14 protein-coding genes and 1 tRNA gene are annotated in these 15,006 nt (G+C 65.4%); 5 read left to right on the forward strand and 10 right to left on the reverse strand.

Translation table 11 applies throughout. The features are described from left to right. Nucleotides 1-105: 105 nt before the first annotated feature. The 5 genes from AAHB16_RS29120 to AAHB16_RS29140 form a co-directional block, all read right to left on the reverse strand. Nucleotides 106-636: a chromate transporter gene (locus tag AAHB16_RS29120; RefSeq protein WP_150372401.1), complete on the reverse strand. Its 531-nt coding sequence runs from the start codon at nucleotides 634-636 to the stop codon at nucleotides 106-108. Continuing rightward, on the reverse strand, nucleotides 633-1,211 hold the full coding sequence (locus AAHB16_RS29125; RefSeq protein WP_342052614.1) for a chromate transporter: 579 nt from the start codon (nucleotides 1,209-1,211) through the stop codon (nucleotides 633-635). The genes AAHB16_RS29120 and AAHB16_RS29125 overlap by 4 nt, the downstream gene beginning before the upstream one ends. A gap of 180 nt (nucleotides 1,212-1,391) precedes the next feature. Continuing rightward, nucleotides 1,392-3,731, reverse strand: a complete 2,340-nt coding sequence (gene parC, locus AAHB16_RS29130; RefSeq protein WP_342052615.1) for a DNA topoisomerase IV subunit A — start codon at nucleotides 3,729-3,731, stop codon at nucleotides 1,392-1,394. 77 nt (nucleotides 3,732-3,808) lie between these two features. Beyond that, nucleotides 3,809-4,603, reverse strand: a complete 795-nt coding sequence (locus tag AAHB16_RS29135) for a lytic transglycosylase domain-containing protein (RefSeq protein WP_150372403.1) — start codon at nucleotides 4,601-4,603, stop codon at nucleotides 3,809-3,811. A gap of 15 nt (nucleotides 4,604-4,618) precedes the next feature. After that, nucleotides 4,619-6,610 (reverse strand): DNA topoisomerase IV subunit B, encoded by a 1,992-nt coding sequence (locus AAHB16_RS29140; RefSeq protein ID WP_150372404.1) that lies wholly within the window; start codon nucleotides 6,608-6,610, stop codon nucleotides 4,619-4,621. Between the two features lie 220 nt (nucleotides 6,611-6,830). Between AAHB16_RS29140 and AAHB16_RS29145 the strand changes: the two genes are divergently transcribed. Both AAHB16_RS29145 and AAHB16_RS29150 read left to right on the forward strand, forming a co-directional pair. Continuing rightward, a complete protein-coding gene (locus tag AAHB16_RS29145; protein ID WP_342052616.1) occupies nucleotides 6,831-8,042 on the forward strand; it encodes an MFS transporter in 1,212 nt (403 codons plus the stop codon). Between the two features lie 5 nt (nucleotides 8,043-8,047). Then, complete coding sequence (locus AAHB16_RS29150; RefSeq protein WP_191002258.1) at nucleotides 8,048-8,194, forward strand: hypothetical protein; 147 nt, start codon at nucleotides 8,048-8,050, stop codon at nucleotides 8,192-8,194. Between the two features lie 34 nt (nucleotides 8,195-8,228). Here the strand turns inward: AAHB16_RS29150 and AAHB16_RS29155 are convergent, their stop codons facing one another. Continuing rightward, a complete protein-coding gene (locus tag AAHB16_RS29155) occupies nucleotides 8,229-10,157 on the reverse strand; it encodes an ATP-binding cassette domain-containing protein (protein WP_342052617.1) in 1,929 nt (642 codons plus the stop codon). Nucleotides 10,158-10,658: 501 nt separating this feature from the next. Between AAHB16_RS29155 and AAHB16_RS29160 the strand changes: the two genes are divergently transcribed. Both AAHB16_RS29160 and AAHB16_RS29165 read left to right on the forward strand, forming a co-directional pair. Beyond that, nucleotides 10,659-11,603, forward strand: coding sequence for an amino acid ABC transporter substrate-binding protein (locus AAHB16_RS29160; RefSeq protein ID WP_150372407.1), 945 nt, complete (start codon nucleotides 10,659-10,661; stop codon nucleotides 11,601-11,603). 100 nt (nucleotides 11,604-11,703) lie between these two features. Further along, on the forward strand, nucleotides 11,704-12,624 hold the full coding sequence (locus tag AAHB16_RS29165; RefSeq protein ID WP_150372408.1) for an amino acid ABC transporter substrate-binding protein: 921 nt from the start codon (nucleotides 11,704-11,706) through the stop codon (nucleotides 12,622-12,624). A gap of 18 nt (nucleotides 12,625-12,642) precedes the next feature. Here AAHB16_RS29165 and AAHB16_RS29170 read toward each other — a convergent pair whose 3' ends face one another. Next, entirely contained in the window at nucleotides 12,643-13,176 is a 534-nt protein-coding gene (locus AAHB16_RS29170) for a hypothetical protein (RefSeq protein WP_342052618.1), read from the reverse strand. Between the two features lie 328 nt (nucleotides 13,177-13,504). Here AAHB16_RS29170 and AAHB16_RS29175 point away from each other — a divergent pair, with 328 nt between their 5' ends. After that, complete coding sequence (locus AAHB16_RS29175; RefSeq protein WP_342052619.1) at nucleotides 13,505-13,837, forward strand: DMT family transporter; 333 nt, start codon at nucleotides 13,505-13,507, stop codon at nucleotides 13,835-13,837. A gap of 22 nt (nucleotides 13,838-13,859) precedes the next feature. Here the strand turns inward: AAHB16_RS29175 and AAHB16_RS29180 are convergent, their stop codons facing one another. From AAHB16_RS29180 to AAHB16_RS29190, 3 genes are all read right to left on the reverse strand, one after another. Further along, entirely contained in the window at nucleotides 13,860-14,180 is a 321-nt protein-coding gene (locus AAHB16_RS29180; protein ID WP_150372411.1) for a hypothetical protein, read from the reverse strand. 143 nt (nucleotides 14,181-14,323) lie between these two features. Continuing rightward, nucleotides 14,324-14,398 (reverse strand) — tRNA-Arg (locus tag AAHB16_RS29185). 113 nt (nucleotides 14,399-14,511) lie between these two features. Continuing rightward, the gene (locus tag AAHB16_RS29190) at nucleotides 14,512-14,997 is read right to left on the reverse strand and encodes a lecithin retinol acyltransferase family protein (RefSeq protein ID WP_150372412.1); all 486 of its coding nucleotides are present in this window, start codon (nucleotides 14,995-14,997) and stop codon (nucleotides 14,512-14,514) included. Nucleotides 14,998-15,006 lie beyond the last annotated feature (9 nt).

Consider the following 15,006-nt stretch of genomic DNA (forward strand, 5'->3'; position numbering starts at 1 on the left):
GAACTCTATCATTCAACGACAAGCCGTTGCCCCCCCCAATTGCGATGCATTCAAGGAGGATTTTGCATTGCCACCGCCGTTCATGAACGACACCTAATTGGGGGGCTACACCAGCCCCAACAACCCTGCCCCCGCCCCCAGTGCCACCAGCGCAAGCGGGTGCACCTTCGTCTTCAGCATCAGCCATACCGTCAGCAACGTTACGGCAATCGCGGTCCAGCTGTGGTCTACGCTCGCGGCCAGTAGCCAGCCGGTGGACATCAGGAGGCCGATCGTTAGCGCTGAGAGGCCTTTCTTGATAAGGTTGGGCCAACGCGCATGCGGGGCGCGGCCGGCGAAGTATTCGAAGCTTAGGGCGATGATGCTCGACGGGCCTACCATGCCGGTCATGGCGGCGAACGTGCCTTGCGGGCCGGCTACCTGCCAGCCGAACAGGGCGACGAACAGCACGTTGGGGCCGGGAGAGGCTTGCGATATGGCGTATAGCGCCGAGAACTGCTGGTCGGTCATCCAGCCGTTGGCTTCGACCAGATACCTGTGCATATCGGGGATGGTTGTCGCGCCGCCGCCGATCGATAGGAGTGACAGCATACCGAAATGGCCTAGCAGGCTGCGGAGGATCTCGGCCGTGGTCATGCGGCCTCCTTCTTGCCCGCGCGGTGTTCCGCATACAGCGCCACTGGCACGAGCACGGCCATCACGGGGACCAGTGGCAGGTGTAGCAGGCCGATGGTGATGAATGCCGCGACGCCTATCAGCAGTGCTCGGATCGTTCTTGGCTGGCTTTGGGCCAGTTTGCAGCCGGTGGAGAGGATGAGTCCGGCCGAGACGGCCGTCATGCCGGTTAGCATGCGGCGGACGGCTTCTACGTCTTGGTAGTGTTGGTAGAGGACCATGACTGTCAGCACCACCACCATTGGCACCAGTACGAGGCCTGAGAAGGCCGCTACTGCCCCGCGGAGACCGGCGAACCTCAGGCCTAGCATCAGCGAGACGTTGATCACGTTGGGGCCCGGGAGCACCTGGCCTACGCTTAGCACTTCTACGAAGTCTTTGTCGTTGAGCCAGCGGTTGCGTTCGACGACCGCGCGTCTGACGAAGGGGAGGACGCCGCCGAAGCCTGTCAGGCCCATGCGGGCGAATTCGAAGAACAGGGTGCGGGCGTTGGGGGGTGGAGCCAGTTCGGGCTCGGTGACGGTGGTCGGGGGCATGGCGTCGTGTCTCGTTGGCTTTTGGATAAAGCCTATGGTGCTTTTTGCTTTGTTGGGTGAGCGTGATGCGTGGGCCCTCTCCCCCGACCCCTCTCCCCGAGGGAGAGGGGAGAAACAATAAGAACCTTTCACCCTCTCCCCCGGCCCCTCTCCCTCAAGGGAGAGGGGAGAAAATCAACTTCATGCCGCCGGTTCCGGCCGTACCGCTTCGATGCGCACATCCTTCAGCTTGGCTTCCACCGCCTTGCCCTTGCGCGCCCGCTTGCCCACGAACGGCAGCAGCGTCTTGCCCCTCAGCGTCTGCGGCGGTACCTTGCCGCCGCGCTGGCCGGTGGCCGAGACGATCAGGCCCGGCGCCCCCACGGCAATCGCCTGCACCAGTTGCTCCTTGTCTTCGAGCTCCATCAGCATCACGCCGCGGCCGCCGGCCGAGAGGACCTTGATTTCCTCGAACGCGACCAGCAGCAGGCGGCCGTTGCCGGAGACGCAGGCCGCGTGGGTCGCGTCGTCGGTCAGGGCCTCGGGCTTCAGCAGGACGTCGCCGTCTTCCAGCGTGACGAACGACTTGCCGCCCTTCTGGCGGCTCGTCATGTCGCCGATCTTCGTCAGGAAGCCGTTGCCGCTCGAGGCCGCCATCAGCATGCGCTGCTCGGCGTTGCCCGCAAACGTATGGGCGATCTGCGTGCCCGGGGCGAGTTCGATCAGCGTGGTCAGGGGCACGCCATCGCCACGGCCGCCCGGCAGGCTTGCCACCCCGACCGAATAGACGCGGCCATTGGTGCCGAAGGCCAGCAGCGTGTCCACGGTGCGGCATTCGAACGTCGCGTACAGCGCATCGCCGGCCTTGAACGTGAACTGCTGCGAATCGTGGCCATGGCCCTGGCGCGTGCGGACCCAGCCTTTGCCCGACACGACGACCGTGACCGGCTCGTCGATGACACGGACCTCGGCGGCGGCACGACGCTCTTCCTGAATCAGCGTGCGGCGCGGATCCTTGTCTTCCGGGCTGTATTGCTTGGCGTCCTGCTCGATCTCCTTGATGATGCGACGGCGCATCATCGTCTCGGACTTCAGCAGCACATCGAGTTCGGCCTGCTCGTCGCGCAGCTTCTTGAGCTCCTGCTCGATCTTGATCGCTTCCAGACGTGCCAGCTGGCGCAGGCGAATCTCGAGAATATCCTCGGCCTGTCGGTCGGACAGGTTGAATGCCTCGATCAGCGCGGGCTTCGGCTCGTCGCTCTCGCGGATGATGCGAATCACCTCGTCGATATTGAGCAGCACCAGCATGCGCCCTTCGAGGATATGGATGCGATCCTCGACCTTGGTGAGCTGGAAGCGCGTGCGCTTGGTCACCGTCTCGAAGCGGAACGCGATCCACTCGCGCAGGATCTCGGCCAGCCCCTTCTGACGCGGCCGGCCATCCTTGCCGATCATCACGAGGTTGATCGGCGCGCCCGACTCGAGGCTCGTATGCGCGAGCAGCGTCTGGATAAATTCCTGCTGCTCGATGTTCTTGCTCTTGGGCTCGAACACCAGGCGCACCGGTGCATCCTTGCCGGACTCGTCGCGTACCGCGTCGAGCACGCCCAGCATCGTGGTCTTGAGCTGCGTCTGCTCCGTGGACAGCGCCTTCTTGCCCGCACGAATCTTCGGATTCGTGATTTCCTCGATTTCCTCTAGCACCTTCTGCGCCGACGTGTTCGGCGGCAGCTCGTGCACCACCATCTGCCACTGGCCGCGCGCCATCTCCTCGATGGTCCAGCGCGCGCGCACCTTCAGGCTGCCGCGGCCGCCTTCGTAGATCTGCGCGATATCGGACGCCGGCGAAATGATCTGGCCCCCGCCCGGATAGTCCGGACCGGGCATCAGCGTCAGCAGTTCGGCGAGCGTGATGTTCGGGTTGCGGATCATCGCCACCGTGGCCGCCGCGACCTCGCGCAGGTTGTGCGGCGGGATTTCGGTGGCCATGCCCACGGCAATGCCGGAGGCGCCATTGAGCAGCACCATCGGCAGCCGCGCCGGCAGCACCTTCGGTTCCTCCTCCGAGCCGTCGTAGTTCGCCACGAACTCCACGGTGCCCTGGTCGATCTCGTCGAGCAGCAGGCGCGCGATCGGCGTCAGGCGTGCTTCCGTGTATCGCATCGCGGCGGCGCCATCGCCATCGCGCGAACCGAAGTTGCCCTGCCCGTCGATCAGCGGATAGCGCAGCGAGAAGTCCTGCGCCAGACGCACCAGCGCGTCGTACGCGGACTGGTCGCCGTGGGGGTGGTATTTACCGAGGACTTCACCGACCACGCGCGCGGACTTCACAGGCTTGGAGTCGGCGCGCAGGCCCATCTGCTGCATCGCGAACAGGATGCGGCGTTGCACGGGCTTCTGGCCGTCGGTCACCTCGGGCAGCGCGCGGCCCTTGACCACGCTCACGGCATAGTCGAGGTACGCGCGTTCCGCGTAACGGGCGAGCGTCAGCGAATCGGCCGGCTCATCGGGTTGGTACGTAATGTCTTGTTGGTCGTCCATGGTAGGCAGGCAGACGGCACGAGCGCCGTGGCTGAGCGGAGTTCCGGTCAGCGCAGGATTCTAAATGACTGGGAAGACTACGGCATGTTTCGGCGGCCGCCGATCACCATCCTGACGCGCGAGGGCCCTTCGCCACTGGCCGTGCGGACCACCGCGCCGGCGGGCTGATAGAGCTGATAGAACGCCAGAACGGTGCTCACGTACTGCCGTGTCTCCGGATAGGGCGGAATCTGGTTGTTGTAGCGCTGCACCGCGCCCTCGCCCGCGTTGTACGCGGCCAGCACCAGTTCCAGGTTGTTCGGGAACAACTCCATGAGCCAGCGCAGATAGCGCACGCCCGCGGAAATATTCATGCGCGGGTCGGCCAGCTTCTGCTCGACCGTGCGCCGCTTGTCGGCATTGACGCCGAAGCGCGCGCCGGTGTCGGGGATCACCTGCATCAGGCCAATCGCCCCCTTGGGCGAGACGGCCGACGGATTGAAACCGGATTCCACCGCCATGACCGCCTTGACCAGCGCGGGATCGACGTTCTGGCCCTGCGCGATCTGTTCGATCATCGGATCGACCACCTTGAGGTTCGGGTGGTTGAGCACGTAGCGGTACAGCTTGTTCGCCTCGGGGTCGCCACCGACGGGCCGCGGCAATGCGGCCCGCAGGCCGGGGCGGGACAGATTGGCGGTGTCGAGCGTGCCGCCGTCCTTCATGAACAGCTTGTAGCGCTCGTCGAGCTTCTGGTCGGAGAAATGCGCGACGCCGTCGCCATCGACGTACCCGTAGAGTTCCGCGCGCGCGGCGGACGTCGCGCACAACGCGGCGATGGCGAGCACGGATGCCGCCAGTCGACGTTTCGTTGTGGTTGAGCCGTTCACCATGCGCACTGTCTCTCCTTAGATGTCGGCCTCTACCTCGTTGCCCTTTTCCTCGAGCCACGAGCGGCGCTGCGACGCCTCGCCCTTGCCCATGAGCATGTTCATCATGGTCACGGTCTGCGGGAGGTCGAACTCGCCGAGCGCCACCGGCAGCAACCGGCGCGTATCGGGGTTCATCGTCGTTTCCCAGAGCTGCTCGGCGCTCATCTCGCCCAGGCCCTTGAAGCGCGAGATCTGCCACGCGCCTTCCTTGACGCCGTCCTTGAGCAGCTTGTCCTGGATGGCCTCGAGTTCGCCCTCGTCCAGCGCATAGAGCTTCTGCGCGGGCTTCTTGCCGCGCGCGGGCGCATCCACGCGGAACAGCGGCGGGCGCGCCACGCATACGTTGCCGTTGTCGATGAGCTTCGGGAAATGGCGGAAGAACAGCGTGAGCAGCAGTACCTGGATATGCGCGCCGTCCACGTCCGCATCGGAGAGTATGCAGATCTTGCCGTAGCGCAGGTTGGACAGGTCCGGCTCGTCGTTCGCGCCGTGTGGGTCCACGCCAATCGCCACCGCGATGTCGTGCACCTCGTTGTTGGCGAACAGGCGGTCGCGCTCGGTCTCCCACGTGTTGAGCACCTTGCCGCGCAGCGGCAGGATGGCCTGGAATTCCTTGTCGCGGCCCATCTTCGCCGAACCGCCGGCCGAGTCGCCCTCGACGAGGAACAGTTCGTTGCGCGTGACGTCCGTCGATTCGCAATCGGTCAGCTTGCCGGGCAGCACGGCCACGCCGGAGCCCTTCTTCTTCTCGACCTTCTGCGCCGCGCGCGTGCGCGCCTGCGCCTGGCGAATCACGAGTTCGGCGAGCTTCTTGCCGTAGTCGACGTGATGGTTGAGCCAGAGCTCCAATGCGGGCTTGCTGAACGTGGAGACGAGGCGCACCGCATCGCGGCTGTTCAGACGCTCCTTGATCTGGCCCTGGAACTGCGGGTCCAGCACCTTGGCGGACAGCACGAACGAGGCACGCGCGAACACGTCCTCGCTCATGAGCTTGACGCCCTTGGGCTGCAGCGCGTGCATCTCGATAAAGCTCTTCACGGCCTGGAACAGGCCCTCGCGCAGGCCGGATTCGTGCGTGCCGCCGGCCGGCGTGGGAATCAGGTTCACATACGATTCGCGCACGGGCGAACCGTCCTCGGTCCATGCCACCACCCACGATGCACCTTCGCCGTGAGCAAAGCCTTCCTCGCCGGGATTGTTGTCCGGATCGGCGAAATGCTCGCCCTCGAACATCGGAATGACGAGTTCGGCGCCGCTGCCCTGTGCAAGCGCTTCAACCAGATAGCCCTTGAGGCCCTGGTCGTATTGCCACGTCTGCGACTCGCCGGTCTTCTCGATGACGAGCGTCACCTTCACGCCCGGCAGCAGCACAGCCTTGCTGCGCAGCAGCCGCTGCAGTTCGGCCTGCGGGATGGTGGCGGTATCGAAATACTTCGCGTCCGGCCAGACCTGCACGCGCGTGCCGTTCTTCTTCTCGCCGCGCTCGAGCTTGCGCGTGGCCAGTGCCTTGGTGACATCGCCGCCCGAGAACGTCAGCGTGGAATAGCTGCCGTCGCGCCAGACCGCGACGTCCAGCTGCGTGGCCAGCGCGTTGGTCACGGACACGCCCACGCCATGCAGCCCGCCCGAGAACGCGTAGGCCCCGCCCTTGCCCTTGTCGAACTTGCCGCCCGCATGGAGGCGCGTGAACACGATTTCCACCACGGGCACGCCCTCTTCGGGGTGGATGCCCACGGGAATGCCGCGGCCGTCGTCCTCCACGCTGACGCTGCCGTCCTTGTGCAGGGTCACGAGGATCTCGGTGCCGTGGCCGCCAAGGGCTTCGTCCGACGCGTTGTCGATGACCTCCTGCACGATATGCAGGGGGTTGTCGGTACGGGTGTACATGCCGGGCCGTTGCTTGACCGGCTCCAGGCCCTTCAGGACCCGGATGGAAGATTCGCTGTACTGACTGGTTTTGCTCGCCATGGCGTCGCTACGGGAGTCGCTCAAATAAGTGGGTGTGGCCGCTGCGGCGGCCGGGATGCGCAGCATTGTAATGGATGCCCAGACCGGGCAATCGGTTCCGCAGCGGGACGAGTTGGCGTCACTTTCCCGGGAATGACTGGGCGGGAGTACACTTCCAGCGGCCTTCACCGGCGTAAAACATCAAAAATAACGCAACATCGCGAGACATCCGAGCCACGACATGACAGACAGAAAACTCTCCCTGACGACCGTGCTGGTGTGCGGCGGCCTGCTCGTCACGCTATCGATGGGTATCCGGCACGGTTTTGGCCTGTTCAACCTGCCGATCACGCAGGCGCATGGCTGGAATCGGGAAACCTTTGCCTTCGCGCTCGCACTGCAGAACCTGATGTGGGGCGCGAGCCAGCCGTTTGCCGGCGCGCTCGCCGACAAGTTCGGCGCGCTGCGCGTGATGCTGGTCGGCGTGGTGCTGTACGTGGGCGGGCTCGTCGTCATGGCGCTGTCCAGCAGCGGCACGGCATTCGCGTCGGGCGCGGGCATCATGATCGGCATCGCCCAGGCCGGCACCACGTATAGCGTGGTCTATGGCGTGATCGGCCGTGTGGCAAGCGCGGAGAAGCGCGTGTGGGCCATGGGAATTGCCGCCGCGGCCGGCTCGTTCGGCCAGTTCCTGATGATTCCGGTGGAGCAGACGCTGATTTCGACCACCGGCTGGCAGAACGCCCTGTTCGTCATGGCCGCGATGGCCTGCCTGATGCTGCCGCTGGCGTTCTCGCTGCGCGAGCCGAAGATGGCGCCGAGCACGGGTGGCCATCAGCAGACCATCGGTGAAGCCACGCGCGAGGCGTTCGGCAACCGCAACTTCCAGCTACTGACGCTGGGCTATTTCGTCTGCGGATTCCAGGTGGTGTTCATCGGCGTGCATCTGGCGCCGTACCTCAAGGAGCAGGGTTTCGTCGATCCGAAGATCGCGACCGTGGCGCTCGCGCTGATCGGGCTGTTCAACGTGTTCGGCACCTACACCGCTGGAGCCATGGGGCAGCGCCTGCCAAAGCGCTATCTGCTGTCGTTTATCTACATCGCGCGGTCGTTCGTGATTGCGGGCTATCTGCTGCTGCCGCTGACAGCCATGAGCACGTGGGTCTTTGCCGCGCTGATGGGCTTCCTGTGGCTCTCCACGGTGCCGCTGACCAACGGCATCATCGCGCAGGTGTTTGGCGTCAAGTACCTGTCGATGCTGTCGGGCGTGGTGTTCTTCTCGCACCAGATCGGCAGTTTTCTCGGCGCGTGGCTCGGTGGGTTCCTGTTCGACAGGACGGGGAGCTACAACGCCGTGTGGCTGATCGCGATCGCGCTCGGCGTGCTGGCCGCGCTCGTCAATCTGCCGATTCGCGAGCAGGCGCTCGTGCGGCCGCAACCGGTGCCGGTGTGAGCATCATGACGGCCATGACCACGCGCGAGCGCTGGCTGCGGGGCATCGGGCTCGTTGCCCTCGGTGCCGTGCTCGCGGCGGGATTTCTTGCCTATCTGCGGCCGGCGTTCATGGTTGATCTGACCAATATGGTGCTGGCCTGGTGCGGATAGGCAGGCGCGGCTGACGACGGGGCCAACGACGGCTTCACGGTGTCTCGCCGCGGCTCTTCGCTTCCAGCACTTCCCAGCGCTCCAGCGCTTCCAGCAGCTCCATCTCGATCTCGTCGTGGCGCGTCGCCAGCTGCGCGGCGCGCGGCGGGTCGGTCGCATAGAGCGAGCCGTCCTCGAGCTGGCCGCCGATGGTCTTCTGCTCCGCTTCCAGCGAGGCAATGCGCTCGGGCAGGCCGTCGAGCTCGCGCTGCTCCTTGTACGACAGCTTGACGGTCCGGTTGGCGCCGCGCGAGTCGCGCGTGTTCTGCGCCCTGGCCGCTTCGGCGGGCTTCGGTTCCGCCTGCCTTGCCGATTGCATCGCCGCCGCGCGGGCCGATTGCGCTTCCCAGTCCGAATAGCCGCCGACCGATTCGCGCCAGAGGCCATCGCCTTCGGCCGCGATCGTCGACGTCACCACGTTGTCCAGGAACGCGCGATCGTGCGATACGAGGAAAACCGTGCCGCTGTAGTCCTGCAGCAGTTCCTCGAGCAGTTCCAGCGTATCGATATCGAGGTCGTTCGTCGGTTCGTCGAGCACGAGCACGTTGGCCGGCCGCGCGAACAGGCGCGCGAGCAGCAGGCGGTTGCGCTCGCCGCCCGACAGCGACTTGACCGGCGAACGCGCGCGTTCCGGTGCGAACAGGAAATCGCCGAGGTAGCTCATCACGTGCTTGCGCTGGCCGTTGACCTCGACCCAGTCGCTGCCGGGGCTGATGGTGTCCGCGAGCGAGCGTTCGAGGTCCAGCTGCGTGCGCATCTGGTCGAAATACGCGACCTGCAGGTTGCTGCCGTTGCGCACGGTGCCGCTATCCGGCGCGAGTTCGCCGAGGATCAGCCGCAGCAGCGTGGTCTTGCCCGCGCCGTTCGGTCCGATCAGGCCGACCTTGTCGCCACGCATGATCGTGCCCGTGAAATCGCGCACCACGGTCTTGTCGCCGTACGCCTTGGAGACGTCCGTCAGCTCGGCCACGATCTTGCCCGAGCGATCCGCCTGCGAGACTTCCAGCTTGACGTTGCCCTGCACCTCGCGGCGTTCCGCGCGCTCGGAGCGCATGGCCACCAGCCGCTGGATACGGGCGACGCTGCGCGTGCGGCGCGCTTCCACGCCCTTGCGAATCCACACTTCTTCCTGCGCCAGCAGCTTGTCGAACTTGGCCTGCTCCACCGCTTCCGCGGCCAGCAGATCGGCCTTGCGCACCTGATAGGCGGCGAAGTTGCCGGGAAACGAAACCAGCCGGCCGCGATCGAGTTCGACGATGCGCGTGGCCACGCGGTCCAGGAATGCGCGATCGTGGGTAATCAGCAGCACGCTGCCGCGGAAGCCCAGCAACAGGTCCTCGAGCCAGCGGATGGCCGCCACGTCGAGGTGGTTGGTCGGTTCGTCGAGCAGCAGGATATCGGGTTCCGCGACGAGGCCCTGGGCCAGCGCCACGCGTTTCTGCAGACCGCCGGACAGGGCATCGACGCGCGTATGCGGATCGAGGTTCAGCCGGGCGAGCGTGGTCTCCACGCGCGTGCGCAGCTGCCAGGCATCGGCGGCATCGAGCTCGGACTGCAGGCGGTGCAGTTCGGCCAGTGTGGCTTCGTCCTGATGCGCTTCGAGCTTCGCGGCAACGGCTTCGTAGCGCACGAGCAGATCGTGCGCGAACCCCATGCCCTGGGCCACCGCATCGAACACGGTAATGCCGGGGGCAAATTGAGGCTCTTGGGGCACATAAGCGGTGGTAACGCCGCTCTGGCGCGCGATCAGGCCGTCGTCGGGCGCGGACAGGCCGGCGACGATCTTGAGCAGCGACGACTTGCCGGTGCCATTGCGGCCGATCAGGCCGACGCGTTCGCCGGCTTCGAGCGAGAAATCGGTGTGGTCGAGCAGTGCGACGTGCCCGAACGCGAGTTGGGCATCGGAAATGGAAAACAGGGCCATGGAGTTTGACGGTGCGTGCGTACGGCGTGGCCCGGATTGTAGACGAGCGGGCTGGCGAGCCGGCAAAAGCCGGGCGGCGAGGATCGCGCGACCGGCGATGCAAAAAGAAAAGGCCCGTTCGATGACGGGCCCAAGAGTCTCTCCTCGGTGCCCTGCTCGCAAGGCACGACTGAAGCATACCCAGAGGGCGGCGCGCGAATAAGTCGGACAACTCCTTAAGGGAAAGCCCCCGTCAACCGGAACACGCGCCGACCGTTGCATGCCCGCACGCATTTCCTTTGCGACGGTTGTGTCACAACGCTCCGGCATGGAACAATTCGAGCCTGTCGCCCTGGTCAGCGACAACCCCTCGTAGTTCCGTGGACGTTCCCGGCAGCACGACGCACCAGCACGACGCACCAACCAGAGCCGGAACCATCCGGCCGTATGTGATCACCATCTGTGGATGGCGCCGATGTCATGCCACACGTTGTCTCACTTTACTCGGACGGGTGAATAACCATGAACACATTGGTCTTGCCGCGGCGCGGACGCTCCGCGCTCTTCCTGGCCGTTGCCGCATCGGTGCTGCTATCGATGCTGCCCCTCACCGCCGCGCACGCGGCCCAGCCGAACGTGCCACCCGGCAATTCGGTCGTGCAGCGCATTCAGGTAACGGGCGTCCTCCGCATCGCCCATCGCGAAAGCTCCGTGCCGTTCTCGTTCGTCGCCGATGGCAAGCCGATGGGCTACGCGGTGGACCTGTGCCTGCGCGTGGCAGAGTCCCTGCGCACCGCGCTCAAGATGCCGCAGTTGCGCGTCGAGTACGTGCCCGTCTCGCCGGCCAGCCGGATTCCGGCCATCGTCGAGGGCAAGGCCGATCTCGAGTGCGGATCGACGACGAACAATCGCGACCGCCGCGAGCTCGTGGCCTTTACGGTGCCCCACTACATCGCGGGCAGCCGCATGATCGTGAAGACCGATTCGGGCCTGCACAAGTGGAGCGACCTGCGTGGCAAGACCGTGGTCTCGACCACGGGCACCACGCCGCTCGTGCAGGTGCGCAAGATGAACGAGTCCGGCGCGCTGGGCTGGAAGATCGTCGAAGCGAAAGACCATGCGGAAGCCTTCGCGATGATCGAGTCGGGGCGCGCGGACGCGTTCGTGATGGACGACGTGCTGCTGTACGGCCTGCGTGCCAACGCGAAGACGCCCGCGCAGTTCACGGTCACCGGCGATCTGCTGACCATCGAACCGTACGCGATCATGCTGTCGAAGCATGACCCCGAGTTCAAGAAGCTCGTGGACAAGGCGATCATCGCTTCCATCTACGACCAGGAAACGCAGAAGCTCTATCGCAAGTGGTTCCAGTCTCCGATTCCGCCGAACGGCATCACGCTCGACATCCCGATGAGCTATCTGCTGCGCGACTCGTTCAAGTTCCCGAGCGACAAGGTCGCCGACTGACCGACCAGCGAATCGGCGTGTTTCGCTGAGACAGTTGTGTCACGGCGTTTGGCCGTGGAAGAATCGCTCCGACCTTTTGTCTCTGGTGTCTGGAGCGACGATGACGCGTGGGCTTGTTTGCAAGTTTGGCGTGGCAAGCCTGCTTGCCACGATCTGCTGGGCGGCACTGGGCGCGCCGCAGGCCAGCGCGACCGCCGCGGGCGGTACCGTGTTGCAGCGAATTCGCCAGTCCGGCACCGTGCGCCTCGCCTATCGCGAGTCGGCGGTGCCGTTTTCGTATGTGGTCGATGGCAAGCCCGCGGGCTACTCCATCGACCTGTGCATGCGCGTCGTCGCGGCGATACGCTCCGCGCTGGCGATGCCGGGCTTGCGGGTCGCGTGGGTGCCCGTCACGCCGACCACGCGCGTGGATGCCATCGCGGACGGCACCGCTCATCTGGAATGCGGCACCACCACCAATACGCGCGAACGCCGCGCGCGCGTGGCCTTCACGATTCCGCATTTCATCGCGGGCACGCGCATGCTCGTCAAGGCGGCCTCCACCATCAACGACTGGAGCGATATCCATGGCAAGACCGTTGCATTGGCCGCGGGCGCCACGTCGCGCGCGGCCGTGGAACGGCTGCCGCAGACGCATGCGGTGGACGTGAAGGTCATGGAAGTGGCCGAGGTCAACGACGCGATGGCCCTGCTCGACGCGGGGCACGTGTACGCCGTGGTGGCTGGCAATGTGCAACTGGCGGGGCTCGCCGCGGCGGCGAAAGATCCCAGGCAATATGCGATACGGGGCGCGATGCTCGCCATCGAGCCCTACGCGATGATGCTGCCGAAGGACGATGCCGAGTTCAAGACGATCGTGGATCGCGCGATGGTGGCGTCGATCCACGAGCGGGAGACACAACAGCTGTATCGCAAGTGGTTCCTGTCGCCGATTCCGCCGCGCAACGTCACCCTCGATATCCCGATGGGCTATCTGCTGATGGAGTCGTTCCGGTTTCCGAGCGACAAGGTGGCCGATTGATGGATCGGCCGGCGAGGCTTACAGCAGCAGGAACGAGATATCGGTGCGCGTGATACGCGTGACAGGCGTGCCCTTGCGGCGCTGGAACAGCACGTGCTCGAGCACGCGGTCGCGATGCTCGGCAAAGACCTTCGGATCGAAACGCAGGGCCGACGTGGCGTAGTGTTCGGCCAGCAGCTTGTAGACGCGATGGCGCACGAGCAGCATCTCGTTGTCGGACCGCAGCCGCGCGATTTCGGCGTCGCGCTCTTCCTCGATCTGCCGCATGCTCACGACCACGCGCGCATGCATGCCGCGGTAGCGGTCGATCTCCGCATGCGCCTTGCGCAGTTCCTCGCGCAGGTTGCGCATTTCCTGCATGAGCTTCAGGTTCTGCTGGACGCCTCGCTGGATGCGACTGGCCTCTTCCAGGGCGTGGTCGGCGGCGGCGATCGTGTTCTGCCAGACTCCCCCGCCCCCATCGCTCCCCTCGCCGCCATCGCCCTGCCCCGCGTCGATGCCAACGGCCCGCGAAGCCGGCCAGATGGTGGCCGCATCGATATCGTTCCGCATTTACCCGCTCCCCAGATTCCTGTCGCTCCGCCCGGCATTGCTTGCGATGGCCGGCATGGTCAGAGCGTGCCGCCGCGACTGATTCGACTTCATTTCTCACCTTTCCCGCGTTCCCACCGGCGGGCGTGCAAGCCGATTTTGTAATTTCTACCTGCATTCAACCCCCCTCCGACGCGGGGCACAACCACCGTAAGGGAGGGTAACCAAAGAGGGGCACCGAACCGCCTGCAACCGTTGCCGGGCGCGCGTTTCGGGGCGTTTGAGGGTCACGCCCGCATAATATGGGGCATAAGCGCCTTTTGCTTCCCTTTTAAGCTTTCTTTACGCTATGACCAACGGTTATCTCCTGCTTGCATTGGCCATCGTGGCCGAAGTCATCGCCACCAGCAGCCTGAAGGCGGCCGAGAATTTCACGCGCCTCTGGCCGAGCGTTCTCGTGGTGACGGGGTATGTGGCGGCGTTCTGGCTGCTGATGCAGGTCATGAAGACCGTGCCGGTGGGCGTCGCGTACGCGATCTGGAGCGGCGCCGGCATCGTGCTCGTGACGCTGATCGCGGCCGTGGTCTACCGGCAGGTGCCGGATCTGGCGGCGTGCGCCGGCATCGGGCTGATCATCGCGGGGGTCGCGGTAATCCAGTTGTTCTCGAAGTTCTCGCACTGAGCGCCGCGGGCGCGGCTGGACGTCAGCCGCGCGGGGGCAGCATGCGCAGCAGGCGGTTGACCTGGGCGATGGTGTCGCACTCGTCGGCCCCGCGCTGGCGGCGGTGGCTGATGATGTCGAGGATCACGCGAATCTGCCCATTCTTGGTGTCGCAGCCTGGCTTGTTCGGATCGTTGCAGACGACCTCGATCTCGCTGCGCAGGCTTTCCTGCACGATGTCGAGCATCGCGGTGCAGCCCGACGTATCGGCGAGCCCGGGATCGGGCGCGACCGCGAGCGCCTGCGCGGCGAGCATGCCGGCCAGTGCAGGCAGGCTGCGATGAATGGTCTTCAGTAAGTGCATAACATGCGCGGGATTCGGTCGAGCGCGGTCCGGGTTCGAACGAACAGGGCCGCGTGAAGCCGACATCATAGCCGGTCGCCGGGCGGACGACGGAAAACGAGGGAGTCAGAAACGGACGATTGCGTGCGATAGCGCGCGAAACATGGTCCCGCCGACAGGAATCGAACCTGTATCTAGCGCTTAGGAGGCGCTCGTTCTATCCATTGAACTACGGCGAGCGGACCAGCGCACCCGTTGCCGGGAGCAGGGGCGGAGTATAGCAAAACGATGTGTGCCGGGTAACGAAAAAGGCCTGCCCTCGGACGAGACGGGCTTGCGCGGCGTCGTTCCGCTACGCAGCGCTTGCCACCGTTCCCGCCTCGATCGTCAGCCCCGATGGCAGCACGCGGCGCAGCAGCAGGAGTGCGACCTGCATGCCCTCGCGGGGATGGCGGATGCAGGCCTCCACCTGTTCGCTGCGCGCGACGCCGCGGACGCACCACGTGCAGAAGTGTTCGCAGTTGTTGGTCAGCAGGTGATAGCGGTCCTCGCCGAGGCGGGAGCGGGCGCGGTGGACGGCCTGGGCGCCCAGGTAGCGGGCGAACGGTTCGGGCTTGACCGTGACCGGGTTGCCATGGGCGAACGCTTCGAGCGAGATTTCTTCGACCGGGGCCGCGTGCAGCGCGTCGCAGAAGCCGCCGTAGTGAATGACGCGGCCGCGGCCGACATAGATGCCGTGGTGGAAGTACCCGTCGCGTGCGGTCACGAGGTGCGTGCCGGGCAGGTAGGCGTCGGGGGCGTAGTCTCCTCGGATCTGGGCTTGGGCTCGGGGTTGCATGGCGGTCTC

It is taken from the genome of Cupriavidus sp. OTU4054, from assembly GCF_038440175.1.
GTDB classification, from domain to species: Bacteria; Pseudomonadota; Gammaproteobacteria; order Burkholderiales; family Burkholderiaceae; genus Cupriavidus; species Cupriavidus pauculus_D.

Bases quoted from the DNA above. Each gene is read 5' to 3' on its own strand.
- AAHB16_RS29135 (WP_150372403.1), bottom strand. From the start codon at position 4,603: ATGGTGAACGGCTCAACCACAACGAAACGTCGACTGGCGGCATCCGTG.
- AAHB16_RS29175 (WP_342052619.1), top strand. From the start codon at position 13,505: ATGACCAACGGTTATCTCCTGCTTGCATTGGCCATCGTGGCCGAAGTC.
- AAHB16_RS29180 (WP_150372411.1), bottom strand. From the start codon at position 14,180: ATGCACTTACTGAAGACCATTCATCGCAGCCTGCCTGCACTGGCCGGC.
- AAHB16_RS29165 (WP_150372408.1), top strand. From the start codon at position 11,704: ATGACGCGTGGGCTTGTTTGCAAGTTTGGCGTGGCAAGCCTGCTTGCC.
- AAHB16_RS29160 (WP_150372407.1), top strand. From the start codon at position 10,659: ATGAACACATTGGTCTTGCCGCGGCGCGGACGCTCCGCGCTCTTCCTG.
- AAHB16_RS29190 (WP_150372412.1), bottom strand. From the start codon at position 14,997: ATGCAACCCCGAGCCCAAGCCCAGATCCGAGGAGACTACGCCCCCGAC.
- AAHB16_RS29145 (WP_342052616.1), top strand. From the start codon at position 6,831: ATGACAGACAGAAAACTCTCCCTGACGACCGTGCTGGTGTGCGGCGGC.
- parC (WP_342052615.1), bottom strand. From the start codon at position 3,731: ATGGACGACCAACAAGACATTACGTACCAACCCGATGAGCCGGCCGAT.
- AAHB16_RS29170 (WP_342052618.1), bottom strand. From the start codon at position 13,176: ATGCGGAACGATATCGATGCGGCCACCATCTGGCCGGCTTCGCGGGCC.
- AAHB16_RS29140 (WP_150372404.1), bottom strand. From the start codon at position 6,610: ATGGCGAGCAAAACCAGTCAGTACAGCGAATCTTCCATCCGGGTCCTG.
- AAHB16_RS29120 (WP_150372401.1), bottom strand. From the start codon at position 636: ATGACCACGGCCGAGATCCTCCGCAGCCTGCTAGGCCATTTCGGTATG.
- AAHB16_RS29155 (WP_342052617.1), bottom strand. From the start codon at position 10,157: ATGGCCCTGTTTTCCATTTCCGATGCCCAACTCGCGTTCGGGCACGTC.
- AAHB16_RS29125 (WP_342052614.1), bottom strand. From the start codon at position 1,211: ATGCCCCCGACCACCGTCACCGAGCCCGAACTGGCTCCACCCCCCAAC.
- AAHB16_RS29150 (WP_191002258.1), top strand. From the start codon at position 8,048: ATGACGGCCATGACCACGCGCGAGCGCTGGCTGCGGGGCATCGGGCTC.